The following is a 26032-nucleotide window of genomic DNA, read 5'->3' as shown; positions in this document are numbered from 1 at the left end:
CCCTTCGCGGGAACGGGTCGCCGTCAGTGGAACGAGTCGCCGCACGCGCAGCTGCCCTGCGCATTGGGGTTGTCGATCGTGAAGCCCTGCTTCTGGATGGTGTCCTCGAAGTCGATCGTCGATCCGTCGAGGTACGGCACGCTCATCTTGTCGACCACGACCTCGACGCCGGAGAAGTCGACCACGGCGTCGCCGTCGAGCATCCGCTCGTCGAAGTAGAGCTGGTAGATGAGTCCGGAGCATCCGCCGGGCTGCACCGCCACGCGAAGTCGGAGGTCGTCCCGACCCTCCTGCTCGAGGAGGCTGCGCACCTTCGCGGCGGCGGGCTCGCTCAGCTTCACGCCCTGGGCGGCGTCGGTGATCGTGTCGCTCATGTCACTCCTCGGGATGGTCTTCGGTACCACGATTGTACCCGCGCCGGCAGGGCGTCTCCCCCGAGGAGCCCGCGCGGCCGCGGCATCCGTCGGGTGCGGGGCACCGGGGCGACGGGCTCAGCCCGCCGCCCGGGCCTGCAGGCGCGCCAGGAGGGCGGCCTCGGCGAGCACCGCGCGCCGGAACACGCCGAGGTGGAGCGACTCGTTCGGGCTGTGCGCACGCGAGTCCGGGTCCTCGACCCCCGTGACCAGGATCTGGGCCGACGGGAACTCCTCGACGAGCTCGGAGATGAACGGGATCGAGCCGCCCACGCCGATGTCGACCGGGTCCCGCCCCCACGCCTCCGCCATGGCCGCCTTGGCCTCGGCCACGGCCCAGCCGGTCGTGTCGACCAGGAAGGGCTGCCCGGTGTCGACGTCGTCGATCGCGAGGTGCGCACCGAACGGCGCGTTCGCGTGCAGGTGCGCGCGCAGCGCCTCGAGCGCCTCCTCGGCGTCCTGGCCGGGCGCGATCCGGGCGCTCACGCGGACCGACACGGTCGGCAGCAGCGTGTTCGACGCGTTCGCGACCGACGGGGCGTCGATGCCCGTGACGGTGATGGAGGGCTGCGCCCAGATGCGCGAGAGGATGCTGCCGCGTCCGATCGGCGCGACCCCGTCGAGCAGTCCGGTCTCGGCGCGGAGCTGCGCCTCGTCGTAGGCCGGCGTCGTCAGCCCGGCCGATCGGAGCCCCGCGACGGCGACGGCGCCGTCGGCGTCCCACAGGGAGTCGAGCAGGCGCACGGTGGCGAGCATCGCGTCGGGCACCGCACCGCCGAACATGCCGGAGTGCGAGGCGTGGTCGAGGGTCGAGACGGTGAGCCGGAACGTGACGTTGCCGCGGAGGGCGACCGTGAGGGCCGGCGTGTCGACGTCCCAGTTGTTCGAGTCCGCGACCACGATGGCGTCCGCCTCGAGCAGGTCGCGGTTCTCGCGGAGGAAGGCGGCGAACGAGCGGGAGCCGAACTCCTCCTCGCCCTCGATGAAGAGCGCGATGCCGAGGTCGAGGTCGTCGCCGACGACCTCGACCAGCGCGCGGACGGCGGCCACGTGCGCCATCACGCCCGCCTTGTCGTCGGCCGCGCCGCGGCCGTACAGGCGGTCGCCGCGCAGGGTGGGCTCGAACGGCGCGGAGTCCCAGTCCTCGTCGCGACCCGGCGGCTGGACGTCGTGGTGCGCGTAGAGGAGCACGGTCGGGCGTCCGTCGCGGGCGGCACGGCGGGCCACCACGGCGGGCTGGCCGAGGGCGGCGCCCTCCTCGGGCCCGACCGCCGCGCGCCGGATGTCGACGACGTCGAAGACGCCGAGTCCGCGCACGAGCTCGGCGACGGCGTCGGCGCTCGCGGCCACGTGCTCGGGGTCGAACGCCGCCCACGAGACCGACGGGATGCGGACGAGCCGCGTGAGCTCGGCGATCGTGGTGGGGAATCCCGCTTCGACCGCCTCGCGGAGCCGGTCGACCACGGCGGTCCGGTCGGAGTCCTCGGCGGGGTCGCGGGCGGGAAGGACGTCGGGTCGCGGGTCGGTCATGCGGGTAATCTTAAGGCGAACCGAATCGACGAGGACTCCCGTGGCAAAGCACCCCAGTACCGACCTCCCCGCTCCCCAGACCGGCGACGGCGACGCCGCGCCCAAGGTCGGCAAGGGCGCCCCCACCCCGACGCGCGCGGAGCGCGAGGCGGCCCGCAGGCGCCCCCTGGTGCCGAACGACCGCAAGGAGGCGGCCCGCCAGGCCCGCGCCAAGGCCGCCGACGCGCGCGAGCGCGCCCGCCTCGGCCTCGCGGCCGGCGACGAGAAGTACCTCCCGGCGCGTGACCGCGGCCCGCAGAAGAAGTACGTCCGCGACTACGTCGACGCGCGCTTCAGCATCGGGGAGATCCTCATCCCCGTCATGTTCGGTGTCATCATCCTGACGTTCGTCCCGAGCTACGAGGTGCAGACGATCGGCATCTTCGCGCTGTGGGCGTTCTTCCTCATCTCGGTGGTCGACGTGATCATCCTGGGCGTCGTCCTGCAGCGCAAGCTCGCGGCGAAGTTCGGCGCCGACAAGGTCGAGCGCGTGCGCTGGTACGCCGCGATGCGCGCGCTGCAGCTGCGTCCGCTCCGCCTGCCGAAGCCGCAGGTGAAGCGCGGGCAGTACCCCGCCTGATCCGGCGGGCTCCGCCGCGGTCACGGGCGCGAGAAGGCTCCCATCCGGATGAGCGGGATGCGCGTCTCGTCGTCGGTCATCGAGCCGTGCTGGCCGATCATCGACTCGCCGCGCCGGTCCGCGTCGCGCCGGTCGTAGTACGCGACGCCGCTCCGTGCGGCGATCAGGACGTCGGCGATGCGATCGCGGTTGCGGGCGTCGACGTCGCCGTACAGCCCGGCCGCCACGGCCTCCTCTCCGGACATCACCCAGGCGCGGGAACCCTCGGCCTCCCGCCATCCGTCGAGCAGCGCGGCACGGGCGTCGTCGTTGAGCCCCGGCTCGAGGACCAGCCCCAGGCATCGCGGCTCCCCCGCGACGTGGCGGACGCCGTCGAGCAGCTCCGGCCGCGAGTCCACGAAGACGTGGCGATGCGCGGGCACGTCGACCATGCCGTGGTCGGCCGTCACCAGCAGCCCGACGCCGCGCGGCATCCGTCGTTCGAAGGCCGCGACTTCGGCGTCGAGCGACTCCAGCGCGGCGATCCAGCGATCCGACTCCCACCCGTGCGCGTGTGCGATCTGGTCGAGCTCGGAGACGTACACGTAGACGAGCGCGGGGCCCTCCTGCACGACGCGCAGGGCCTCCGCGAACCGGTCCGCGACGGTCGCGCCGGCACGGTACTCGGCACCGCGCAGCACGGCGCGCGTGAAGCCGGAGGTCGCGTACCGGGTGCCGCCGATGGCGACGGCCCGGATGCCGAGCTCGGTCGACCGGTCGAAGACGGTGGGATGCGGCTGCCACTCCTCGGGGACCATGAGCTCGTCCCATCCGCTCAGCTGGTTCACGACCCGGTCGTTGCGGCGGTCGGGCACGCGGTAGCCCATCAGGCCGTGCACGCCCGGCAGGACCCCGGTCGCGAAGCTCGCGATCGCCGCCGCCGTCGTCGAGGGGAAGACGGTCCGGATGACGTCGCGCCGGCCCATCCGGCCGACGAGGGTGCGGGCGTGACCCGCACGTGCGGCGAGGTTCGCGGCGCCGAGCCCGTCGACGAGGACGACCACCGCGGACGACGCCGGCGGCAGTCCCAGCTCCTTCGGCGTCCCGGAGACGCTCGCGAGCGCGGCACCCAGGACCGCGGTGAGCCGCGGGGCTCCGTCGGCGGGGACCGGTAGCATTGCAGGCATCGCGCCCAGTCTGGCACAGGCCGGGCGCGGTCCCCGTTCCCCCGCGCGCCCATCGCGCCCGCCCAGAGACGACGAATGAGCCCAGGCAAGAACGAGTCCCCCGCCGCCCAGATCGCCGAGCGGATCGACGACGTCGACGTCGCCGAGGAGATGCAGGGGTCGTTCCTCGAGTACGCCTACTCGGTCATCTACTCGCGTGCGCTCCCCGATGCGCGCGACGGGCTGAAGCCCGTCCAGCGGCGCATCCTCTACATGATGAGCGACATGGGCCTCCGGCCCGACCGCGGGCACGTGAAGTCCGCGCGCGTCGTCGGCGAGGTCATGGGCAAGCTGCACCCCCACGGGGACTCGGCGATCTACGACGCGCTCGTGCGGCTCGCCCAGCCCTTCACGCTGCGCGTGCCCCTCGTCGACGGGCACGGCAACTTCGGCTCGCTCGACGACGGGCCGGCGGCCGCGCGCTACACCGAGGCGCGCATGGCACCGCCGGCCATGTCGATGACGGAGGACCTCGACGAGGACGTCGTCGACTTCGTGCCGAACTACGACAACTCGCATCAGCAGCCCGAGGTGCTGCCGGCCGCCATCCCGAACCTGCTGGTCAACGGGGCGAGCGGCATCGCGGTCGGCATGGCGACGAACATGGCGCCGCACAACCTCGTCGAGGTGGTGGCCGCCGCGCGGCACCTGCTCGAGCATCCCCGGTCGACGCTCGACGAGCTCATGGAATTCGTGCCCGGCCCCGACTTCCCGTCCGGCGGCACGATCGTCGGACTCGCGGGCATCCGCGATGCGTACTCGACCGGCCGCGGCTCGTTCAAGACCCGCGCCAGGGTCAGCATCGAGCAGCTCACCGCACGCAAGACCGGACTCGTGGTCACCGAGCTGCCCTACCTCGTCGGCCCCGAGAAGGTCATCGAGAAGATCAAGGACGGCGTCAACGCCAAGAAGATCACCGGCATCGCGGATGTCACCGACCTGACCGACCGCAATCGCGGCCTGCGCCTCGTCATCGGGGTCAAGACGGGCTTCAACCCGCAGGCCGTGCTCGAGCAGCTCTACCGGCTCACGCCGCTCGAGGACGGCTTCAACATCAACAACGTCGCGCTCGTCGACGGCCAGCCGCAGACGCTCGGCCTACGCGAGCTCCTCGAGGTGTACCTCGCCCACCGCATCCGGGTCGTCACGCGGCGCTCCGAGTTCCGCCTCGCACGGCGCCGCGAGCGCCTGCACCTCGTCGAGGGCCTGCTCATCGCGATCCTCGACATCGACGAGGTCATCCAGGTGATCCGAACGAGCGACGACGCGGATGCCGCGCGCTCGCGCCTCATCGACGTCTTCGACCTCAGTCGCCTCCAGGCCGAGTACATCCTCGAGCTGCGCCTCCGCCGGCTGACGAGGTTCTCGCGCATCGAGCTCGAAGCCGAGCGCGACCAGCTCCTCGCCGAGATCGCCGACCTCGAGGAGCTGCTCGGCAGCGACGCCCGGATCCGCGCGCAGGTCGGCGACGAGCTGACCCGGGCCGCCGAGCTGTACGGCACGCCCCGCCGGACGATGCTCACCGAGGCGAGGGTGCAGCCGAAGACCCGGAAGGCGGTCGACCCGGCCGACCTGCAGCACGCCGACGTGCCGTGCCGCGTGATCCTGAGCGCGACCGGCCGCATCGCGCGCGTCGACGCGGCCGAGGGCGCCGCCGCGGTCCAGGTGACACCCCCGGCCCGGCGTGCGAAGCACGACGCCGTCCGCTCGGAGCTCGACACGACGAGCCGGAGCGAGATCGGCGCGGTCACCTCGAAGGGCCGCCTGATCCGGTTCTCACCGCTCGAACTCCCCGTGCTGCCCGCGAACTCGGTCCACCTCGCGGCCGGCGTCAAGGCGACCGAGTACCTCGCGCTCACCGACCGCGACGAGCGCGTGCTCGCGGTCGTCTCGCTCGAGTCGGCGAAGCCGATCGTGCTCGGCACCGAGCAGGGCGTCGTGAAGCGCGTCGCTCCGGGGGGCCACCCCGCCCGCCCCGACTTCGAGGTGATCGCGCTGAAGCCCGGCGATCAGGTGGTCGGTGCGGCTCAAGGCGGCGACGACGACGAACTGGTCTTCGTCACGAGCGACGCCCAGCTGCTCCACTTCCCCGCCTCGGCCGTGCGACCCCAGGGGTGTCCGGCGGGCGGCATGGCGGGCATCAAGCTCGCCCCGGGCGCACGCGCGATCGACTTCGAGGCGCTGCCGCGGCCCGACGTCGAGGGCGCGGTCGTCGTGACGGTCGCGGCGGCGAGCGACACCCTGCTGGGCGCCGACCCCGGCGCGGCGAAGGTCTCCGACTTCGCCGAGTACCCCGGCAAGGGACGGGCCACCGGCGGGGTGCGCGCGCATCGCTTCCTCAAGGGGCAGGATGCGCTCGCCGTCGCCTGGGTCGGTCCGGGTCCCGCCCACGCGCTCGCGACGGACGGCGCGGTCCGCCCGCTGCCGGAGGGCGGCGCGAAGCGGGACGGATCGGGTCAGCCGCTCGAGGCGGTCGTGCAGGTCGTGGGCCGCGCCATCCGCTGAGCGCGGCGGGCGGGGGCGACGCCCGCGCCTTGACGGACCCGTCGCGGCATGGCAGGTTCACCGTTGACCGAGCGGCGCGAACCGGGATGCACCCCGGGCGCGGTCGCGCCCGGCCTGCGAGGGGTGCTCGATGACCGCACGAGAGCTGCGCACCGCCGTCGAGGGCACCGTGCTCGAACCCGGCGACGCCGGCTACGACGACGCCAGGGCGGTGTGGAACGCCATGGTCGACCGCCGACCCCGGTTCATCGTGGCCTGCGCGAACCCGGACGACGTGGCCGCGGCGGTGCGGTTCGCCGCCGAGCACGCGCTGGAGGTCGGCGTCCGGTGCGGCGGCCATGCGATCACCGGGCACGCGGTCCCGGATCACGGGCTCATGATCGACCTCCGGCCGATGGGCGCCATCGTCGTCGACCGGCACGCCCGGCGGGCCCGCGTGCAGGGTGGAGCGCTGCTCGGCGCACTCGATCGCGCCTCGCAGCAGCACGGCCTCGCCACGACGGCCGGCAACGTGTCGCACACCGGCGTCGGCGGCCTCACGCTCGGCGGGGGCATGGGCTGGCTCGCGCGGCAACACGGCCTGGCGTGCGACAACGTCGTGTCGTTCCAGCTCGTGACCGCCCGAGGAGAGATCCTGCGCGTGGACGCCGAGACCCATCCCGAGCTGTTCTGGGGCCTGCGGGGCGGCGGCGGGAACTTCGGCATCGTCACGGAGTTCGGGTTCGCACTGCATCCCGAGCCCGGCGAAGCGCTCTCGGTCGCGTTCCTGCTGCCCGTCGAACGCGCCGCCGGGGCGATGCGAGCCTGGCGCGACCTCGGCCAGGGGGTCGATCGCCGCGCGACCTGGAACGCCACGATCGACGCGGACACCGTGTCGCTCGGGTTCGTCTGGGTGGGGGCGCGCACCGAGGGTGCGGCGCTCGCCGACCGGCTGGGCGCCGCGCTCGGGTCGGCGGGTCCGCAACCGAGGCGGGTCGTCGAGCCGCTGACCTACCTGCAGCTCCAGACCCGCGAGGACGACGTCGAGGGCCACGCGTGGCGCCGCTACTGGAAGGGACACTACTTCACGGCGCTCGGCGACGAGGTCATCGACGCCATCCTCGCGAGGAAGGGGGCGGACCTTCCCGCCGTGAGCCTGCAGGCCTACGGCGGCGCCATCGCGGACGTGCCCGCGGATGCGACGGCGTTCGCGCGCCGTGCCACGGCGTTCGAGTTCGTGGCCGCCTCCCGGTGGAGCGATCCCGCGGAGGACGAACGGCGGATGGCGGCCGCACGGCGGTACGCCGGTGCGCTCGAGCCGTATGCGGACGGCGCCTACGTGAACGCGCTCGGCGACGACGGTGCGGCGGGCGTCCGACGCGCGTATCCCGAGGCGCACCTGGCTCGGCTGCGCGCGCTGAAGGACGAGTACGATCCCGGCAACGTGTTCCACCTGAACCACAACATCGCCCCGAGCCGCGCCTGAGCCCGCTCCGCGCGACCCGCGCTCGCGATCATCGGGCGCGCGGTCGCTAGGCGTCGATGCGGTCCCGCGTCAGCGCCGCCGCGCTGTCGACGATGAACTCCTTGCGCGGCGCGACCTCGTTGCCCATGAGCAGCTCGAACACCCGTCCGGCGTTCTCGGCGTCGGCGACCCCGACCCGGCGCAACGTGCGGTGCTGCCGATCCATGGTGGTGGTCGCGAGCTGGTCGGCGTCCATCTCGCCGAGGCCCTTGTACCGCTGGATCGGGTCCTGGTACTTCTTGCCCTGCTTGCGCAGCGTGGCGAGGACGCCCGTGAGCTCCGCCTCGGAGTAGGTGTAGATGACGTCGTTGGGCTTCGAGCCGGGGTTCATCACCACGACGCGATGCAGGGGCGGCACGGCGGCGAACACGCGGCCGTCCTCGATCATGGGACGCATGTAGCGGAAGAAGAGGGTCAGCAGGAGGGTGCGGATGTGGGCGCCGTCGACATCCGCGTCGCTCATGATGATCACGTTGCCGTAGCGCGCCGCCGACAGGTCGAACGTGCGCCCCGAGCCCGCGCCGATCACCTGGATGATCGACGCGCACTCGGCGTTGCCCAGCATGTCGGCGATGCTCGCCTTCTGCACGTTCAGGATCTTCCCGCGGATCGGCAGCAGCGCCTGGTGCTCGCTGTCGCGCGCGAGCTTCGCCGTGCCGAGCGCCGAGTCGCCCTCGACGATGAACAGCTCGCTCTGGGCGACATCGGAGGACCGGCAGTCCACGAGCTTGGCCGGCAGCGAGGAGGTCTCGAGCGCGTTCTTGCGCCTCTGGGTCTCCTTGTGGGTCCGCGCCGAGATACGCGCCTTCATCTCGGAGACGATCTTCTCGAGGACGAGCGACGTCTGGGCCTTGTCGTCGCGCTTGGTGGAGGCGAAGCGCTCCCCCAGCGCCTTCTGCACGACCGAGGCGACGATCGAGCGCACGGCGGGGGTGCCGAGCACCTCCTTCGTCTGCCCCTCGAACTGCGGCTCGGGCAGGCGCACCGTGAGCACCATGGTGAGGCCCGCGAGCACGTCGTCCTTCTCGATCTTGTCGTTGCCGACCTTCAGGCGGCGGGCGTTCTGCTCAACCTGCTGCCTGAGGAACTTCAGCAGTCCCTGCTCGAATCCCGCCTGGTGGGTTCCGCCCTTCGGCGTGGCGATGATGTTCACGAAGCTGCGCGCGACGGTGTCGTACCCGGTGCCCCAGCGCAGCGCGATGTCGACGTGGCAGTGCCGCTCGACATCCGTCGGGATCATGGCGCCGTGGTCGTTCAGCACGGGGACGGTCTCGGTGAATCGCCCGTCGCCCGTGAGGCGCCACACGTCGGTCACCGGGCCGTCGACGGCGAGGTGCTCGACGAACTCGGAGATGCCCCCCTCGAAGCGGAACCGATGCGTCTCCGGTTCGGCGCCGCGCTGGTCGATCACCGAGATCCCGAGGCCGGGGACGAGGAACGCGGTCTGCCGGGCCCGGTTCAGCAGGTCGTCGAGCTGGAAGGTTGCGCCCTTGGTGAAGATCTGCGGATCGGCCCAGTAGCGCACCCGCGTGCCCGTGACGCCCTTCGCGACCCGGCCGACCTTGCGCAGCTCGCTGGACTGCTCGAACGGTGTGAACGGCGACTGCGGCGACGGGGCGCCGCGGTCGGCGAAGACGCCGGGCTCACCGCGATGGAACGACATGGCCCACGTGGCGCCGCCCCGGTCGACCTCGACGTCGAGGCGCTCCGACAGCGCGTTGACGACCGACGCGCCGACGCCGTGCAGGCCACCGGACGCGGCGTAGGAGCCCGAACCGAACTTGCCCCCCGCGTGCAGCTTCGTGAAGACGACCTCGACGCCGGAGAGCCCCGTCTTGGGCTCGGCGTCGACCGGGATGCCGCGCGCGCGGTCGCGGACCTCGACGCTGCCGTCGGCGTGCAGCACCACGTCGATCTCGCTGCCGTGACCGCCGAGCGCCTCGTCCACGGAGTTGTCGATGATCTCCCACAGGCAGTGCATGAGGCCGCGCGAGTCGGTCGAGCCGATGTACATGCCCGGTCGCTTGCGGACGGCCTCGAGGCCCTCGAGCACGGAGAGATGTCGGGCGGAATAGTCGGAGCTCACGTCGGACAAGCCTACTGAGGGCGACCCCCGATGCCGGCCAGGCGCTTCGCGCTGAGCGAAATGCGGGCCCGCACGGAAGGTTCGCAGGCCTGCGCGTGTTTTGATTGAGGAACGAAGGAACGGATCGTGAGCTACGGAGGAGGCGCCATGAACCAGTACACCGACACCGCCGGTGCGGTCGACGAACTCGACACCCCCCACGAGCTCACGGCCCTCGACCGCTGCGATGCGTGCGGCGCGCAAGCCTACATCCGCGTGGTCGTCGCGAGCGGCGAACTCCTGTTCTGCGCCCACCACGGCCGCAAGCACGAGGAGAAGCTCTCGCAGATCGCCCACAGCTGGCACGACGAGTCGAGCCGGCTCCTCACCGACACGCGCGACTGAGCGCGTCCCAGGCAACGCGAACGCCCCGGAGCCATCCGGGGCGTTCCGCCGTTCGGTGGGCCCTCGTGGTTCGGTGGGCCCGCACCGTGCCGGGCCGCAGGAGTGGATGCCGCGAGACCTAGCCGGCGCCGACCCCGGTGGCCCGCAGCTGCGCCTGGCGCGCAGCCTCCGCGTACGCGTCGACCACGGCCGTCCGCTCGCCGGGCACGTACGCGAGGCCGGCCCGTTCGCACATCCGCTCCAGGATCGCGTCGGCCAGGGCCGGGTTCTTGGCGAGGACCGGTCCGTGCAGGTGGGTGCCGATGACGTCGCCCATCCGCACGCCCTCCTGGCCGGAACCCCGCCCGTTCCCGGTGCCGGCCCGAACGCGGCCGAGCGGGGACGCCTCGGCGCCCACGTAGTCGCGTGCGTGGTTCTCGAATCCGACGAGGAGGCCGATGCGCGGCACCTGCACGACGAGGTCGCCGGTGATGCGGGTCGGGCGCGGCACGCCGCGGCCCGCGACGATGCCGAGTCCCTCGACGCTCGATCCGTCGGCGCGCTCGATGCCCCAGCTCAGCAGCTCCCAGCCCGTGCCGACCGCCAGGATCGGCACGCCCTCGGTGCCCCAGCGCCGGAGCTCGTCGATGAGCCCCAGCAGGCGCTCGCGGCCGATCTCGAGCGACGCGTCGCTGCCCGACCCGAGCACGACGGCGTCGGCGCCCGCGGGCAGGTCGGCCGCCGACTCCACCGCGACCACGCGGGCCTCGAGTCCGGCCCAGGCCGCACGCTGCGCGAGCACGGCCGCGTTCTCGGCGTCGCCGTTGGTGTTCTGCAGCGACGGCAGCAGGGAGACGATGGTGAGGGTCATTCCGCTCCGGTGAGTCCGAGGTGGGCGCGCGTGCGGCGCATGGCGTCGGCCGAGAAGACGATGGTCTTGATCCCGGATGCCGGCGCCGGGGCGGCGAGGAAGTCGTCGAGGGCCCGGGACAGGTCCGGTTCGACGCGCTCGATCTCGACGCCGTCGTACGCCAGCATGAGGGCCGCCTCGGCGGACTTCGACCCGCTCACGATCGCGACACGGCGGAGGGACGAGGCGTCCACGGGCCAGAAGTACGAGGGGTCGCGGACGTCCGACCCGATCGCGAACAGGATCTGCTCGGTGCCAGGCGCGATGCTGTCGACGTTGAGCTGGTAGCTCGCCGGGTTCTGGACGAGCACGAAGTCGACCTCCTGGCCGCGCACCGTCACGCGCTCGCCGCGACCGAACACCGCGGGGATGGCGCTCAACGCCGCGACGGCGGTCTCCGCGGAGAACCGCTCACCCAGCACCTGCTTCGCGGTGGCGTACGCCGCGGCGGCATCGACGGCGTAGTGCGTGCCGCGGGCGGGAAGCCGCACGGCGACGGTCCTCTCGCCGTCGGCCAGCACGGTCGACGCCCCGTCGACGGAGGCCACGACCACGCCGTCGCCGGGATCGAGCCGCTCGCGGCTCGTCTCGGTGTGCCCGAGCCCGCGCGGCGCCGCCGCGAGGACCGTGTCGGACACTCCGAAGCGCCGGACCTCGACGCCCGGCCGCATCGCCGCGGCGAGGCGCTCCAGGTAGGCGTCGTCGGCGTTCACCACGACGGCCTCGTGCGCGCGGTCGGCGATGCGCGCGAGCATGCCCGCGACCATCTCGGAGTCGTGGAAGCGGTCGATCTGGTCGACCATCACGTTGGTCAGCGCGACGACGCGCGCGTCGACGCCCTGCATGACGAGCGCGCCGTGCCCCTCGTCCATCTCGAGCACCGCGACGTCGCCCGGGACGCGACCGCGCCAATCGGCCTGCTCGAGGAGGGCCGACGTGAGGCCCTGGCTGATGTTCGCCGTGGAGGGGTTCGTGAACACGCGCTCGCCGTGCGCACGCAGGATCGCGACGAGCATCTTGGTGGTCGTGGACTTGCCGCTGGACCCCGAGACCACCACGAGGCCCTCGGGGAAACCGGAGAGCGTCGTCTTCAGGTAGCCGGGCGCGATGCGGTTGACGACCAGGCCCGGCACCGCGGAGCCGCCGCCCGGCTTGCGCAACCGGGCGGCGAACCTGACGAGCCGGCCGACGAGGATCGCCGGCGCGTACCTCACCGCGGGCCTACTCGAGGTAGTCGCGCAGCGACTGGGAACGCGACGGGTGGCGCAGCTTCGCCATCGTCTTCGACTCGATCTGGCGGATGCGCTCGCGCGTGACGCCGAACGTGTCGCCGATCTGGTCGAGCGTCTTCGGCATGCCGTCGCCGAGCCCGAACCTCATGCGGATGACCCCGGCCTCGCGCTCGCTCAGCGAGTCGAGCAGCGACTCGAGCTGCTTCTGCAGCATCGTGAACCCCACGGCGTCGGCCGGGACGACCGCCTCGGTGTCCTCGATGAGGTCGCCGAACTCGCTGTCGCCGTCCTCACCGAGCGGGGTGTGCAGCGAGATGGGCTCGCGGCCGTACTTCTGGACCTCGATGACCTTCTCGGGGGTCATGTCGAGTTCCTTCGACAGCTCCTCCGGCGTGGGCTCGCGGCCCAGGTCCTGCAGCATCTGCCGCTGCACGCGGGCGAGCTTGTTGATGACCTCGACCATGTGCACCGGGATGCGGATGGTGCGGGCCTGGTCGGCCATCGCGCGCGTGATCGCCTGGCGGATCCACCACGTGGCGTACGTGGAGAACTTGAAGCCCTTGGTGTAGTCGAACTTCTCGACCGCGCGGATGAGACCCAGGTTGCCCTCCTGGATGAGGTCGAGGAACTGCATGCCGCGACCCGTGTAGCGCTTGGCGAGCGACACCACGAGACGCAGGTTCGCGCCGAGCAGGTGGCTCTTGGCTCGCTGGCCGTCGCGCGCGACCCACTGCAGCTCGCGGCCGAGCTGGGACTTCTTCTCGGCGTCCGACATGTGCGAGAGTTTCTCCTCGGCGAAGAGGCCCGCCTCGATGCGCATCGCGAGCTCGACCTCTTCGGCCGCGTTGAGCAGCGCGACCTTTCCGATCTGCTTGAGGTAGTCCTTCACCGGGTCGGCGGTGGCACCGGTGATCGTCGTCGAGTAGACCGGGATCTCGTCCTCGTCGTCGGACGCACGGAGCACGAGGGCGCCGGTGGGGTGCGGCTCGGCCGGGATGGGCTTGGCCTCCTCCTCGTCCTCGACGGGCACGGCGACCTCGTCGGCGGGAGCCTCGTCGGTCACGTCGGCGACCTCGGTCGCGTCGACCTCGGTCGCGTCGACCTCGGTCGCGTCGACCTCGGCGTCGTCGAGCTCCTCGGGCTCGACCTCCGCCTCGTCGACGGCGTCGCCCCCGGCGGCCTTCGCGGACTTCGCCGTCGCGGCCTTCGCCGTCGCGGTCCGCGGGGTCTTCGAGGCGGTGGCGGCGCGCTTGCCCTTCGCCGGCGTCGACTGGGCAGCGGCATCCGTCGCCTCGGCCGACTTCGTCGAGGCGGACTTCGGCGCGGCCTTGGCCGCGGTGGTCTTCTTCGTCGCGCTGGTGCGCTTCGACGTCGAGCCGGCGGCGGTCGTCGCCTCGGCCTCGTCGGTCGCCGCCGTGGTGGCCTTGGTTGCCATGCGTTTGAACCTCTTCCTCACCGTCGCGCGCGGTGCCCGAAGCTCGGACACGCGGAGAACGTCGCGATCCGGCGATTTCGGACACGATGAGGACCCATGTCAAGTCCGCGTCGGATGCAGCGCGAGCCGCACAGCGGACCAGAACGGGTCCTTCCCCCTATTATACAGGGCCCGCACGCGTCTGCCGTCCCGCGACACCGCCGGAATCGGGCGCGTCGTGCCCATCGCCGTGTACAACGTCCGGGCTCCGTCCCGCATTCCCCTCGGGGGCCTCACTCGCGTTCGTCGTCGCGGTTGCGCCGGAAGGCGAGGAACTTCTCGAGTTCCGCCGCGATCTCGTCCGCCGAGGGGGGCTCGCCGTCCTCGGCGGTGAGCGGCGATCGGAGCGTCGTGCCCTCCATGTACGCGTCGTGCCGCTCCTCGAGCGCATGCACCAGCTTGGCGAGCTCACCGTTCTCGGCGACCTGCTCGTCGATGCGCGCGATGAAGTCGCGGCCCTGCTCGCGCAGCGCGTCGGTCGGGAAGATGCGGCCCGTCGAGGCGGTGACGGCCTCGAGCGCCGCGACCGCCGCCGTCGGGTACTCCGTGTCGGAGAGGTAGTGCGGCACGAGCAGCACGAACCCGGTCGTCGGATGACCGCGCTCCTGCAGGCGGAACTCGACGAGGTGCAGCGCGTTCGCCGGCACCTGGGTCGTGGGACGCCACACCGACATCGCCTCGACGAGCTCGGACCGGTTGCCGCTCACGGTCACGCCGATCGGCCGCGTGTGCGGCACGGGCATGGGGATCGCGTTGATCCAGGTGGTCGAGCCGACCTGGAAGCGGTCGATGAGCTCGAGCACCGCGGCGCCGAAGCGCTCCCACTGGAAGTCGGGCTCGAAGCCGGTGAGCAGCAGGAAGGGCTGGCCGAGCTCGTCGCGGGCCAGGTCGAGCGAGAGCCGCGGCGGTCGGTAGTCGGTGAGGTGGTCCTCCTGGAAGAGGATGATCGGCCGACGCGCACGGTAGTCGAGCAGCTCGTCGGCGTCGAACGCGGCGACGACGGTGGTCTCGAGCGTGGAGCGCAGGTACTCGGTCGTCTGCGCGACCGCCCCGCCGGCGTCGGCGAAGCCGGTGAGCCCGGCGACGAGCGGGAGGCCGGAGGGCACCTCGACCGCGTCGTCGATCTCGTAGAGGGAGCGGGGATCGCGCATGCCTCAAGGCTACTGACGACGCGGGCGCCTCCGGCCGGATGCAGGACGACGGACGTGGTGCCCACAGCGAACACCTACGATCGGATCCATGCCCGTTCCCAGCCTCGAACTCAGCACCGCACCCCCTTCCGACTCCGAGGCCGATGCGGTCCTCGTCTTCGCGCGCCGCACGGCCGAAGGCGCCGAGTCGCTCGCGCCGGCCGGATTCGAGTGGGTCGCGGGCGCGCTGTCGACGCTCGGGGCCAAGGGCGGCACCGACGAGGCCGTGCGACTCGTCTCCCCCGGCGACTCCGCGCGCCTCGTCGTGGCCTGCGGCCTGGGCGAGACGACGGATGCCGCGGCGTTCCGCCTCGCCGCGGGCGCCGGATCCCGCGCCGTCGCGACGGCGACCGCGATCGCCGTCGCGGTCCCCGCGGACGCACCCGCGGATGCGGCGGAGGCCGCGCTCGAGGGCGCCGGTCTCGGTGCCTACGCCTTCACGCGCTACCGCGACGCCCCCGACGGCCCGGAGCGCGTCGTCCTCCACGCCGAGCACGACGCGAAGGCCGTGCGGCTGGAGCGCGTGCGAGCGACCGTGGCTGCCGTCGCGCGCACCAAGGACCTCGTGAACGCCGCGCCGAACGACCTGTCGCCGTCCGTGCTCGCCGAGCTCGCCGCGGACGCGGCGTCCGCCGTCGGCATCGGCGTGCGGGTCCTCGACGAGGCGGCCCTCGCGGCGGAGGGCTTCGCGGGGATCGCGGCCGTGGGCAGCGGCTCCGCACGCCCGCCGCGTCTCGTGCGCCTCGAGTACGCCCCGGCCGCGGCATCCGTGCACCTCGCCCTGGTCGGCAAGGGCATCACCTTCGACTCGGGCGGCCTCTCGCTGAAGCCCGGAGCGTCGATGGTCGGCATGAAGTCCGACATGGCGGGCGCCGCCGCCGTGCTCTCGGCGATGGTGGCCCTCGCCGAGCTCGAGGTCCCCGTGCGCGTCACCGGCTGGCTGTGCCTCGCCGAGAACATGCCGTCGGGTCACGCGACCCGGCCCAACGACGTGATCCGCATGAAGGGCGGCACCACCGTCGAGGTGCTCAACACCGATGCCGAGGGCCGCCTCGTCATGGCCGACGCGCTCGCCGCGGCGAGCGAGGAGCAGCCCGACGCGATCGTCGACGTCGCCACGCTCACGGGTGCGCAGGTCGTGGCGCTGGGCAACCGCATCTGCGGGCTCATGGGCGACGACGATCTCGTCGCCGAGGTGCGACGGGCCGCGGATGCCGCGGGCGAGGCCGTGTGGCCGATGCCCCTCCCGTCCGACCTCACGTCGCTGCTCAAGTCCGACGTGGCCGACCTGGCGAACACGAAGCTCGGCACCGTGGTGCCGGGGATGCTGCTCGCCGGCGTGTTCCTCCAGGAGTTCGTGGGCCGTCGGGATGGCGACGACGCGCCCCGCATCCCGTGGGCGCACCTGGACATCGCAGGCCCGTCGTTCAACACCGGATCCCCCTGGGGCCACACCGGTCCGGGCGCGACCGGGGCGGCCGTCCGCACCCTCGTCGCGCTGGGCGAGCAGCTCTCGGCCAGGTAGTAAGGTCATAGGGGCGATCACCGCCCGTGCAGCCTGCCCGGCCACCAGCCGGGGCAGTTCTCGCCGCAGATCCGACGCGCAAGGGAGATTCCGGTTTGTCCGAGCAGAACTTTGACCTCGTCATCCTCGGAGGCGGCAGCGGGGGCTATGCGGCCGCGCTGCGTGCCGTGCAGCTGGGCCTCAGCGTGGCCCTCGTCGAGAAGGACAAGCTCGGCGGCACGTGCCTCCACCGCGGGTGCATCCCGACGAAGGCGCTGCTCCACGCGGCCGAGGTCGCGGACAACTCGCGCGAGTCGGCGAAGTTCGGCGTGCGCTCGACCTTCGAGGGCATCGACGTGCCGGCGGTCACCAAGTACCGCGAGAGCATCGTGGCGAGCAAGTACAAGGGCTTGCAGGGCCTCGTGAAGGCCCGCGGCATCACCGTCGTCGAAGGCGAGGGCCGCCTCGTCGCCGCCAACGCGGTCCAGGTCGGCGACCAGCGCCTCGTGGGCAAGAGCGTCGTCTTGGCGACCGGTTCGTACTCCCGGTCGCTCCCCGGCCTCGAGATCGGCGGCCGGGTCATCACGAGCGAGCAGGCGCTCGAACTCGACTTCGTGCCGAAGAAGGTCGCCGTCCTCGGCGGCGGCGTGATCGGCGTCGAGTTCGCGAGCGTGTGGAAGTCCTTCGGCGCCGACGTGACGATCATCGAGGCGCTCCCCCACCTCGTGCCGAACGAGGAGGAGTCGATCTCCAAGCAGCTCGAGCGCGCCTTCCGCAAGCGCGGCATCGACTACAAGCTCGGCGTGCGCTTCCAGGGCGTGAGCCAGCACGAGGACGGCGTCGTCGTCACCCTCGAGAACGGCGACACGGTCGAGGCCGAGCTGCTGCTCGTGGCCGTCGGCCGCGGCCCGGTCACGGCGAACCTCGGATACGAGGAGGCCGGCGTCACGATCGACCGCGGCTTCGTCATCACCGACGAGCGCCTCCGCACGAGCGTCCCGGGCGTCTACGCCGTCGGCGACATCGTCCCGGGCCTCCAGCTCGCGCACCGCGGCTTCCAGCAGGGCATCTTCGTCGCCGAGGAGATCGCGGGACTCAACCCGATCGTGGTGGAGGACGTGAACATCCCCAAGGTCACGTACTGCGAGCCCGAGGTCGCCTCCATCGGCTACACCGAGGCGAAGGCCGCCGAGAAGTTCGGTGCCGACCAGGTGTCGTCGTACGAGTACAACCTCGCCGGCAACGGCAAGAGCCACATCCTCGAGACGAGCGGGTCGATCAAGGTCGTCCGCGTGAACGACGGTCCCGTCGTCGGCGTCCACATGATCGGCGCCCGGGTCGGCGAGCTCATCGGCGAGGCCCAGCTCGCGGTGAACTGGGAGGCGTACCCCGAGGACATCGCGCCGCTCCTGCACGCGCACCCGACTCAGAACGAGGCGCTCGGCGAGGCCTTCCTGAAGCTCGCCGGCAAGCCGCTCCACGCGCTCTGACCCCCGGCTGCCGAAACACGACTGCAATAAGCTAGAACGCGTCACACGCTGTGAAGGAGACAAGCGCATGAGCGAATCCGTCAGCCTGCCGGCACTCGGTGAGAGTGTCACGGAAGGCACGGTCACCCGCTGGCTGAAGAACGTGGGCGACCGTGTCGAGGTCGACGAGCCGCTGCTCGAGGTCTCGACCGACAAGGTCGACACCGAGATCCCGTCGCCCGTGGCGGGCGTCATCGAGGCGATCCTCGTCCAGGAGGACGAGACCGTCGAGGTGGGCACCGCGCTGGTCACCATCGGTGACGGCTCCGGAGCCGGGGCCGCGCCCGCCGAGGCGCAGCCCGCCGCCGAGGCGCAGCCCGCCGCCGAGGCGCAGCCCGCCGCCGAGGCGCAGCCCGCGGCTCAGGCGCAGCCGGCCGAGGCCCCGACCGCCTCGCCGGTCGAGCAGCCGTCCGCTCCTGCGACCCCGCCCGCCGACCAGGCTCCCGCGGCTCCCCCGGCGGCTCCGGCCACCGCCCCGCAGCCGTCCGCGGCCCCGGCCGAGCTCGGCGGCTACGAGTCGCCGTCCCCCGCCGCCGAGAGCGCTGCCCCTGCCGAGCCGGCTCCGGCGCAGCAGGCTCCTGCCCAGCCCGCTTCCGCACCGCAGGCCCAGCCCGCACCGCAGGCCCAGCCGGCAGCTGAGGCGCAGCCGGCTCCGCAGGCCGCGCCCACCCCGGCGCAGCCCGAGGCGGCGCCTGCGGCACCGGCCCCGGCGCCCCAGGCACCGGCCCAGCAGGCCCCCGCCGAGCAGCCCGCTGCGGCGCCGTCGGGTGGCGCACACGCCGGCCCGTCGGGCTACGTCACGCCGATCGTCCGCAAGCTCGCGAACGAGCAGGGCGTCGACCTCGCGTCGGTGCAGGGCACCGGAGTGGGAGGTCGGATCCGCAAGCAGGACGTGCTCTCGGCCGGCTCGGCCCCCGCGGCGACCGCCGCCGAGGCGGCCCCCGCGCGCCAGCCCCTGGAGACGTCGCCGCTGCGCGGCACCACCCAGCCGATGACCCGCCTGCGCAAGGTCGTCGCCGAGCGTGCCGTCGTCTCGATGCAGTCGACCGCGCAGCTCACCTCGGTGGTCGAGGTCGACGTCACGCGGGTCGCACGTCTCCGCGACCGCGTGAAGGGCGAGTTCCTCGAGAAGACCGGGACGAAGCTCTCGTTCCTCCCCTTCTTCGCCCTCGCCGCCGTCGAGGCGCTCCGCGCGTACCCGATCATCAACTCGACCGTCGACGGCGAGTCGATCGTCTACCCCGAGCGCGAGAACCTCAGCATCGCGGTCGATACCGAGCGCGGCCTGCTCACGCCGGTCGTGCGCGACGCGGGTGAACTCGACCTCGCCGGTCTCTCGAAGCAGATCGCCGATCTCGCCGAGCGCACGCGGAACAACCAGCTCAAGCCCGACGAGCTGGCCGGCGGCACGTTCACGCTCACCAACACCGGGTCGCGCGGCGCGCTGTTCGACACGCCCGTCGTCTTCCTGCCGCAGACCGCGATCCTCGGCACCGGCATCGTGGTGAAGCGACCCGTCGTGATCTCGGAGGACGGCTCGGACGCGATCGCGATCCGTTCGATGGTGTACCTCGCTCTGTCGTACGACCACCGGATCATCGACGGCGCCGACGCGGCGCGGTTCCTCACGGCCGTCAAGGCCCGACTCGAGGAGGGCGACTTCGAGGGCGACCTCGGCATCTAGTCGAACCATTCCCGTAGACGCCAACCGGCCTCGCTCCGCATCATCAGGAGCGAGGCCGGTTCGCGTCCCGCCTCCGCCCACGGCACGGTCAGCACCACCGCATCGCCCAGGTCGGCCGCGACGGTGATCGCCGCGAGGTCCGCCTCGCCGGGAGTCGGCTCCTCACCCGCCTGGATCGTCGCGCCGTCCCGCGCGGCGATCGGCGAGCCGGGCTGAGCGACGGCCAGGACGCACTCCGCGTCGCGGGACGCCAGGCAGGTCTGCCGGATCTCGAGCAGGGCGGCCGCCGCCGCGACCGGGTCGTCCGGCAGTGCTCCGAGGTCGGGGACCCGCTCCGGAGCTCGGGCATCGTCCGACCGGGGCGTCGAGTCGGCTGCGCTCCCCGGTCCGCCGGCCTCCTCGACCGACGATCGGGTCACCGAATCCGCCGCCGTCGCGTCCTCGGCCGAGGAGGGCGGGACCGCCGAGAGCAGCGCGACCAGCGCCGCAGCCCCGACCAGTCCCCCCGTGAGGAGTGCCGGCCGGCGTCGGGCCGCCCAGGCCGCCAGCCGGCGCATGACGCGCACGCGCGGATCCGTGTCGAGTGCGGTGGCCAGCTCGTCGATCGCGGCCGTCGGCAGTTGCGCCAGGGCGCCCCACCGTCCGAGCCGCGCGTCGCGCATCGTGTCGGCCTCGGGTTCGACGCACTGCGCATCGAGGCCGTGGGGCTCGGCGCCGATCCGGTCCACGGACATGCGGATCGGGGTCGCCGACGCGCGCACGTGATCGGCCGGCATCACGATGGGAAGGGCCGGCGCCACCGCGAACAGCGCGCGCTCGATGTCGGCTTCCGCGCGTCGGAACGGTCGCGCCCCGACGGCGGCGCGCACGATCCGGAGCAGGCCGTCGAAGGCGGCCCGATCGGTGCATGCCGCGACCACGTCCTCGGTGAGCCGCAGCATCGCCGCGTGGCCCTCGCGGGTCGCGGCGACCCGGTCTCGTGCCGTGGCCATCGCATCGAGGCGGCACAGGGCACCCAGGCCCAGCAGGCGAGGCCGGCCCGAGTCCTCGATGCGGATGTCCGACGCGGCGAGGCGGCGGTGCACGAACCCGCGGTCCCCGAGTCCCTGCACGGCGACGACGATGGGCGCGAGGGCGGTGACGACCTGGCCCGGGACGAGGCCGCCGGCAGCGAGGATCTCGGACAGCGGCCTGCCCGTCACGCGCTCGACCACGAGGCATGCCCGGCCGTCGCCGACGTTCGCGACGTCGAGCAGTTCCGGCAGGGTCCCCGTGACATCCGCCTCCATCGCCTCGATCTCGGTCGTGATGGCGTCGTCGTCGGCCTCGGGACCGTAGACGCGCATGACGACGAGCGGTGACGCCGGTGCGACCTCCTCGCCCTCGGCCATCGGACGCCGGGCGCCGTCCACGACGGCGAGGTACACGTCGGCACGCTCACCCGCGGAGAGGCGCCGCACGAGCCGATAGCCGGCGATCGCGCCCTCACCCGGACCCCGCTCCGCCGAGTCCGCGGTCGCGGTGACCTCGCGGGAGCTCCGGCGGCCTCGAGGGTCGCGCGCGGCGACCGCAGGCGCGGTGCGATCCGGGTGTCGTCGCGGGAAGACGGGCATGCGACCGATCCTGCGCGACTCGGCCCGCGACGGGACCCCGAACCTCCTCGGGACTGACGGGAGGGGCGAGCACCGTGCTGGGGAGGACCGGTCGCCCGCCTAGACTTGGCGGCATGCTCGACTACGTCGTCACGGGGCTAAGCGCCAACTCCGTGCCGTACAGCGAGGGCCTCTCCCTCCAGCGCGCCGTCCATCAGGCGGTGGTCTCCGGTGATCGACCGGACACCGTCATCCTCCTCGAACACGAGCCGGTGTACACCGCCGGCAAGCGGACCGCTCCCGACGAACGTCCGACCGACGGCACCCCCGTCGTCGACGTCGATCGGGGCGGCAAGATCACCTGGCACGGGCCGGGGCAGCTCGTCGGCTACCCGATCCTGCGCCTGGCGGAACCCATCGACGTGGTCGGCTACGTCCGACGGCTCGAAGCCGTCCTCATCGACGTCCTCGCGGGGTTCGGCATCGAGGGCCGCCGCATCGAGGGCCGCTCGGGTGTCTGGATCATCCGCGGCGGCCTCGAGGAGAAGATCGCCGCGATCGGCATCCGCGTCGCCGACGGCGTCACGATGCACGGCTTCGCGCTGAACTGCTCGAACTCGCTCGAGCCCTACGGCCGGATCGTCGCCTGCGGCATCCGCGACGCGGGCGTCACGACCATGTCGCAGGTGCTCGGTCGCACCGTGTCCCCGGCCGACGTCGTCGAGGCCGTGCGGTCGCGCCTGGACGCGGAGTTCGCGCCGGCCGAAGGAGTCGCGGCATGAGCGCCGATCCCGCGGGGCGGCGGATGCTGCGCCTCGAGGTCCGCAATGCGCAGACGCCGATCGAACGCAAGCCCGAGTGGATCAAGACGCGGGCGAAGATGGGCCCCGAGTACCGGCAGCTCCAGCAGCTGGTCAAGGGCGAGGATCTGCACACGGTCTGCCAGGAGGCCGGATGCCCCAACATCTACGAGTGCTGGGAGGACCGCGAGGCGACCTTCCTGATCGGCGGCTCGCAGTGCACGCGGCGCTGCGACTTCTGCCAGATCGACACCGGCAAGCCGGCCGACTACGACGTCGACGAGCCGCGGCGGGTCGCCGAGTCGGTGGTGCGGATGCAGCTGCGCTACTCGACCGTGACCGGCGTCGCTCGCGACGACCTGCCCGACGAGGGAGCATGGCTCTACGCCGAGACCATCCGGCAGATCCACGCCCAGTCGCCGGGCACCGGGGTCGAGATCCTCGTGCCCGACTTCTCGGGCCGGCCGGAACTGCTGGGCGAGGTCTTCTCGGCGCGTCCCGAGGTGTTCGCGCACAACGTCGAGACGGTCCCGCGCATCTTCAAGCGCATCCGCCCGGCGTTCCGCTACGAGCGCTCGCTCGACGTCGTCACGCAGGGTCGTGACGCGGGGCTCATCACCAAGTCGAACCTCATCCTCGGGATGGGCGAGGAGCGGGCCGAGGTCTCGCAGGCGCTCCGCGACCTGCACGACGCCGGTACCGACATCATCACGGTCACCCAGTACCTCCGTCCGAGCCCGCGTCACCTCCCGGTCGCCCGCTGGGTCCGGCCGGAGGAGTTCGTCGAACTCAAGGCCGAGGCCGAGGAGATCGGGTTCCTCGGCGTCCTCGCCGGTCCGCTCGTCCGCTCGTCGTACCGGGCGGGACGCCTGTGGGCGCAGTCGATGCGCGCCAAGGGCCGCGCGCTGCCGCCCGAGCTGTCGCACCTGGCCGACGAGTCGCTCGGGTTCGCGCAGGCGGTCGGCTGAGCCGGTCGGGCGGGCCGCCACGCGGTCGGAACGGCCCGCCCGCCGCCGGTATCCTTGACGCATGGCACGCACCAAGGACGCCGGGTCCGCCCCCAAGCCCCGCAAGGAGCCCGGCCGCATGAAGCAGATGTGGCAGGTCTTCCAGATGACCCGCCGCTACGACTCGAGCGCCCAGTGGCTCATGCTCCTCGGCTTCCTGCTGCCGATCCTCGTGACCCTCGGCCTGGCGCTGTGGCTGTCCGAGGGCAACGGATTCACGATCGCCCTCTGGATCGTGTCGGGCGTGCTCGCGGGCCTGCTGATCGCCCTCGTCATCCTCGGTCGGCGCGCCGAGCGCGCCGCGTACTCGCAGATCGAGGGGCAGCCGGGCGCGGTCGGCGCGGTCCTCCGCAGCGGCCTGCGCGGCGGATGGGTCGGCAACGAGATGCCCGTCGCGGTGAACGGCAAGACGCAGGATGCGGTCTACCGGGCCGTCGGGCGGGGCGGCGTCGTCCTCATCAGCGAGGGCCCCCGCTCCCGCACGACTCGCATGCTCGACGACGAGAAGCGCAAGATCTCGCGTGTCCTGCCGAACGTGCCCGTCTCGCTGCTCTCCGTGGGGCACGAGGAGGGCTCGGTCGAGCTGCACCGGCTCCCCGGCACTCTGCGCAAGATGAAGCGGACGCTGACGAAGCCCGAGGTGCTCGCGGTGACGAACCGCCTGAACTCGCTGCAGGCCTCGCTGCCCATCCCGAAGGGCATCGACCCGATGAAGGTCCGGCCCCAGCGCGGCAAGATGCGCTGACCCGGCGACCTGCCTGCGGCATCCGTTCACCCGAACGGATGCCGCCGTCGTCTCAGCCGCGGATGAGCACCGTTCCCGCGGCCCGGTCGTGCAGCCCCCGCTGGTCGGAGTCCCAGATGACCGCGGGGATCACGACGACGAGGAGCAGGGTGCGCACGACGGGTCGCCACGCGCCCACCCAGCCGCCGCCGAGCGGCACGACCCGGAGCCCCAGCGCCCGGTGGCCGATGCTTCCCCCGATGGTCGGGATGAAGAGCACCTGCATGAGCGCGAACAGGCCGAGCGTCGCCCAGGACTGCTCGTTCGACGCGTACGGGCCGGCGAGCAGCGCGATGACGTTCGCGATCGCCCAGTCGACGAGGAGTGCCGTGAACCGGCGGCCGAAGCGGGCCACCGAACCGGCCCCCTCCTCGGGGAGTCCGAGCCGCTCCCCCGGGTACCGGCTCGGCTCGAGGTCTCCGGACGGGTCGGCGGGGGGCTGGCTCACCGGACGATTCTACCGAGGCGCGGCGGCGTAACACGGCGGAAACATCCGCGTCACGGTCGGGAAACGGCGTCCGGCTACCGTCGTGAGCGGTCGAACGACTGCGTCTCGCCCCCCAACCCGCCTTGGAGCATCGTCACATGTTCAGTGATTCTTCCGAAGTCCTCAAGTTCATCAAGGAGACGGACGTCAAGTTCCTCGACATCCGTTTCACCGACCTCCCGGGTGTGCAGCAGCACTTCAACATCCCGGCCGCCACCGTCGACGAGGACTTCTTCACCGTCGGCCAGCTGTTCGACGGCTCCTCGATCCGCGGGTTCGCGTCGATCCACGAGTCCGACATGCAGCTCATCCCGGACGTCTCGACGGCGTACGTCGACCCGTTCCGCGCGGAGCGCACGCTGGTCATGGTGTTCGACATCTACAACCCCCGCAACGGAGAGATCTACGCGAAGGACCCGCGCCAGGTCGCCAAGAAGGCCGAGAAGTACCTCGCCTCGACCGGCATCGCCGACACCGCGTTCTTCGCGCCCGAGGCGGAGTTCTACATCTTCGACGATGTGCGCTACGAGGTGAACCAGCACTCGAGCTCCTACTTCGTCGACTCGAGCGAGGGCGCCTGGAACTCGGGCCGCGTCGAAGAGGGCGGCAACCTCGCCAACAAGACCCCGTACAAGGGCGGGTACTTCCCCGTCTCGCCCGTCGACCAGCATGCCGACCTCCGCGACGACATCGTGCTGAAGCTCATCGAGGTGGGCCTCGAGGTCGAGCGGTCGCACCACGAGGTGGGCACCGCCGGTCAGGGCGAGATCAACTACAAGTTCGACACGATGGTCCACGCCGCCGACGACATCCTCAAGTTCAAGTACATCGTCAAGAACACCGCGAACGAGTGGGGCAAGACTGCGACGTTCATGCCGAAGCCGCTCTTCGGCGACAACGGCTCGGGCATGCACACCCACCAGTCGCTGTGGAACGACGGCACGCCGCTGTTCTACGACGAGGCCGGCTACGGCGGCCTGTCCGACATCGCGCGCTGGTACATCGGCGGCATCCTGAAGCACGCCCCGGCCGTGCTCGCGTTCACCAACCCGACGGTGAACTCGTACCACCGCCTGGTGCCCGGCTTCGAAGCGCCCGTCAACCTGGTCTACTCGGCCGGTAACCGCTCGGCCTCGATCCGCATCCCGATCACCGGGACGAACCCGAAGGCCAAGCGCATCGAGTTCCGTGCTCCGGATGCCTCGGGCAACCCGTACCTCGCGTTCGCCGCCCAGCTCATGGCGGGCCTCGACGGCATCAAGAACCGCATCGAGCCGCACGAGCCGGTCGACAAGGACCTCTACGAGCTTCCCCCGGAGGAGGCCAAGTCGATCCCGCAGGTGCCGGCGTCGCTCGGCGAGGCCCTCGACGCGCTCGAGGCCGACCACGACTTCCTCCTCGAGGGCGGCGTGTTCACCAAGGAGCTCATCGAGACGTGGATCGACTACAAGCGCGAGAAGGAGCTCAAGCCGCTCGCGCAGCGTCCGCACCCGTTCGAGTTCGAGCTGTACTACGGCGTCTAGTCCCTCTCCCACCCCCCAGGAGAGGCGAGGGCCCGTGTCGCGATGCGGCACGGGCCCTCGTGACGTCCGGCCGGGTGCCGCGGTGCGGGAC

General features: G+C 72.1%; 21 protein-coding genes. 11 read left to right on the top strand and 10 right to left on the bottom strand.

Annotated elements, in window-relative coordinates; all coding sequences use genetic code 11:
- Window positions 1-23 precede the first annotated feature (23 nt).
- Both erpA and WBQ80_RS01105 read right to left on the bottom strand, forming a co-directional pair.
- Window positions 24-374, bottom strand: a complete 351-nt coding sequence (erpA, locus tag WBQ80_RS01110; protein ID WP_336570300.1) for an iron-sulfur cluster insertion protein ErpA — start codon at window positions 372-374, stop codon at window positions 24-26.
- 117 nt (window positions 375-491) lie between these two features.
- Entirely contained in the window at window positions 492-1943 is a 1452-nt protein-coding gene (locus WBQ80_RS01105; protein ID WP_336570301.1) for a dipeptidase, read from the bottom strand.
- A gap of 40 nt (window positions 1944-1983) precedes the next feature.
- Here WBQ80_RS01105 and WBQ80_RS01100 point away from each other — a divergent pair, with 40 nt between their 5' ends.
- The gene (locus WBQ80_RS01100; protein WP_336570302.1) at window positions 1984-2562 is read left to right on the top strand and encodes a DUF3043 domain-containing protein; all 579 of its coding nucleotides are present in this window, start codon (window positions 1984-1986) and stop codon (window positions 2560-2562) included.
- Between the two features lie 20 nt (window positions 2563-2582).
- Here WBQ80_RS01100 and WBQ80_RS01095 read toward each other — a convergent pair whose 3' ends face one another.
- Window positions 2583-3728, bottom strand: a complete 1146-nt coding sequence (locus WBQ80_RS01095) for an alkaline phosphatase family protein (protein ID WP_336570303.1) — start codon at window positions 3726-3728, stop codon at window positions 2583-2585.
- A 75-nt stretch (window positions 3729-3803) separates the two neighbouring features.
- On the opposite strand from WBQ80_RS01095, the gene WBQ80_RS01090 reads away from it, so the two are divergent.
- Entirely contained in the window at window positions 3804-6272 is a 2469-nt protein-coding gene (locus WBQ80_RS01090) for a DNA gyrase/topoisomerase IV subunit A (protein ID WP_336570304.1), read from the top strand.
- 130 nt (window positions 6273-6402) lie between these two features.
- A complete protein-coding gene (locus WBQ80_RS01085) occupies window positions 6403-7737 on the top strand; it encodes an FAD-binding oxidoreductase (protein ID WP_336570305.1) in 1335 nt (444 codons plus the stop codon).
- A 46-nt stretch (window positions 7738-7783) separates the two neighbouring features.
- On the opposite strand, the gene WBQ80_RS01080 is transcribed toward WBQ80_RS01085, so the two are convergent.
- Window positions 7784-9862 (bottom strand): DNA gyrase/topoisomerase IV subunit B, encoded by a 2079-nt coding sequence (locus WBQ80_RS01080; protein ID WP_336570306.1) that lies wholly within the window; start codon window positions 9860-9862, stop codon window positions 7784-7786.
- A gap of 147 nt (window positions 9863-10009) precedes the next feature.
- Between WBQ80_RS01080 and WBQ80_RS01075 the strand changes: the two genes are divergently transcribed.
- A complete protein-coding gene (locus tag WBQ80_RS01075) occupies window positions 10010-10246 on the top strand; it encodes a DUF7455 domain-containing protein (RefSeq protein WP_336570376.1) in 237 nt (78 codons plus the stop codon).
- A 118-nt stretch (window positions 10247-10364) separates the two neighbouring features.
- Here WBQ80_RS01075 and WBQ80_RS01070 read toward each other — a convergent pair whose 3' ends face one another.
- The 4 genes from WBQ80_RS01070 to WBQ80_RS01055 all read right to left on the bottom strand — a co-directional run bounded on the left by WBQ80_RS01070 (window position 10365) and on the right by WBQ80_RS01055 (window position 14992).
- Entirely contained in the window at window positions 10365-11096 is a 732-nt protein-coding gene (locus tag WBQ80_RS01070) for a type 1 glutamine amidotransferase (RefSeq protein ID WP_336570307.1), read from the bottom strand.
- Window positions 11093-12349: a MurT ligase domain-containing protein gene (locus WBQ80_RS01065; protein WP_336570308.1), complete on the bottom strand. Its 1257-nt coding sequence runs from the start codon at window positions 12347-12349 to the stop codon at window positions 11093-11095. Before WBQ80_RS01065 ends, WBQ80_RS01070 begins: the two co-directional genes overlap by 4 nt.
- Before the next feature lie 7 nt (window positions 12350-12356).
- Window positions 12357-13823, bottom strand: coding sequence for an RNA polymerase sigma factor (locus WBQ80_RS01060; RefSeq protein WP_336570377.1), 1467 nt, complete (start codon window positions 13821-13823; stop codon window positions 12357-12359).
- Between the two features lie 251 nt (window positions 13824-14074).
- Window positions 14075-14992 (bottom strand): proteasome assembly chaperone family protein, encoded by a 918-nt coding sequence (locus tag WBQ80_RS01055; protein ID WP_336570309.1) that lies wholly within the window; start codon window positions 14990-14992, stop codon window positions 14075-14077.
- Between the two features lie 88 nt (window positions 14993-15080).
- Here WBQ80_RS01055 and WBQ80_RS01050 point away from each other — a divergent pair, with 88 nt between their 5' ends.
- The 3 genes from WBQ80_RS01050 (at window position 15081) to sucB (ending at window position 19748) form a co-directional block, all read left to right on the top strand.
- Complete coding sequence (locus WBQ80_RS01050; protein ID WP_337282441.1) at window positions 15081-16556, top strand: leucyl aminopeptidase; 1476 nt, start codon at window positions 15081-15083, stop codon at window positions 16554-16556.
- Between the two features lie 95 nt (window positions 16557-16651).
- The gene (lpdA, locus tag WBQ80_RS01045) at window positions 16652-18025 is read left to right on the top strand and encodes a dihydrolipoyl dehydrogenase (RefSeq protein WP_336570311.1); all 1374 of its coding nucleotides are present in this window, start codon (window positions 16652-16654) and stop codon (window positions 18023-18025) included.
- Window positions 18026-18092: 67 nt separating this feature from the next.
- Window positions 18093-19748 (top strand): 2-oxoglutarate dehydrogenase, E2 component, dihydrolipoamide succinyltransferase, encoded by a 1656-nt coding sequence (sucB, locus tag WBQ80_RS01040; RefSeq protein WP_336570313.1) that lies wholly within the window; start codon window positions 18093-18095, stop codon window positions 19746-19748.
- On the opposite strand, the gene WBQ80_RS01035 is transcribed toward sucB, so the two are convergent.
- Window positions 19745-21361 carry a hypothetical protein gene (locus WBQ80_RS01035; RefSeq protein WP_336570314.1) on the bottom strand — a complete coding sequence of 539 codons (1617 nt, stop codon included), beginning with the start codon at window positions 21359-21361 and terminating at the stop codon, window positions 19745-19747. The two genes, sucB and WBQ80_RS01035, sit on opposite strands and share 4 nt — an antisense overlap.
- Before the next feature lie 113 nt (window positions 21362-21474).
- On the opposite strand from WBQ80_RS01035, the gene lipB reads away from it, so the two are divergent.
- The 3 genes from lipB to WBQ80_RS01020 all read left to right on the top strand — a co-directional run bounded on the left by lipB (window position 21475) and on the right by WBQ80_RS01020 (window position 23892).
- The gene (gene lipB / locus WBQ80_RS01030; RefSeq protein ID WP_336570315.1) at window positions 21475-22122 is read left to right on the top strand and encodes a lipoyl(octanoyl) transferase LipB; all 648 of its coding nucleotides are present in this window, start codon (window positions 21475-21477) and stop codon (window positions 22120-22122) included.
- Window positions 22119-23108, top strand: coding sequence for a lipoyl synthase (lipA, locus tag WBQ80_RS01025; protein WP_336570316.1), 990 nt, complete (start codon window positions 22119-22121; stop codon window positions 23106-23108). The genes lipB and lipA overlap by 4 nt, the downstream gene beginning before the upstream one ends.
- A 61-nt stretch (window positions 23109-23169) precedes the next feature.
- Window positions 23170-23892 (top strand): DUF4191 domain-containing protein, encoded by a 723-nt coding sequence (locus WBQ80_RS01020; protein ID WP_336570317.1) that lies wholly within the window; start codon window positions 23170-23172, stop codon window positions 23890-23892.
- 52 nt (window positions 23893-23944) lie between these two features.
- On the opposite strand, the gene WBQ80_RS01015 is transcribed toward WBQ80_RS01020, so the two are convergent.
- Window positions 23945-24379 carry an RDD family protein gene (locus tag WBQ80_RS01015; RefSeq protein WP_337282440.1) on the bottom strand — a complete coding sequence of 145 codons (435 nt, stop codon included), beginning with the start codon at window positions 24377-24379 and terminating at the stop codon, window positions 23945-23947.
- Window positions 24380-24516: 137 nt separating this feature from the next.
- On the opposite strand from WBQ80_RS01015, the gene glnA reads away from it, so the two are divergent.
- A complete protein-coding gene (glnA, locus tag WBQ80_RS01010; protein ID WP_336570321.1) occupies window positions 24517-25941 on the top strand; it encodes a type I glutamate--ammonia ligase in 1425 nt (474 codons plus the stop codon).
- The last annotated feature ends 91 nt before the right edge of the window (window positions 25942-26032 follow it).

Origin of the sequence: Agromyces sp. CCNWLW213 (assembly GCF_037199545.1) — a bacterium.
In the GTDB taxonomy this organism is placed as follows: domain Bacteria; phylum Actinomycetota; class Actinomycetes; order Actinomycetales; family Microbacteriaceae; genus Agromyces.
The sequence above is the reverse complement of the archived record's forward strand: the minus strand, read 5'-3'. Positions and strand labels throughout refer to the sequence as shown.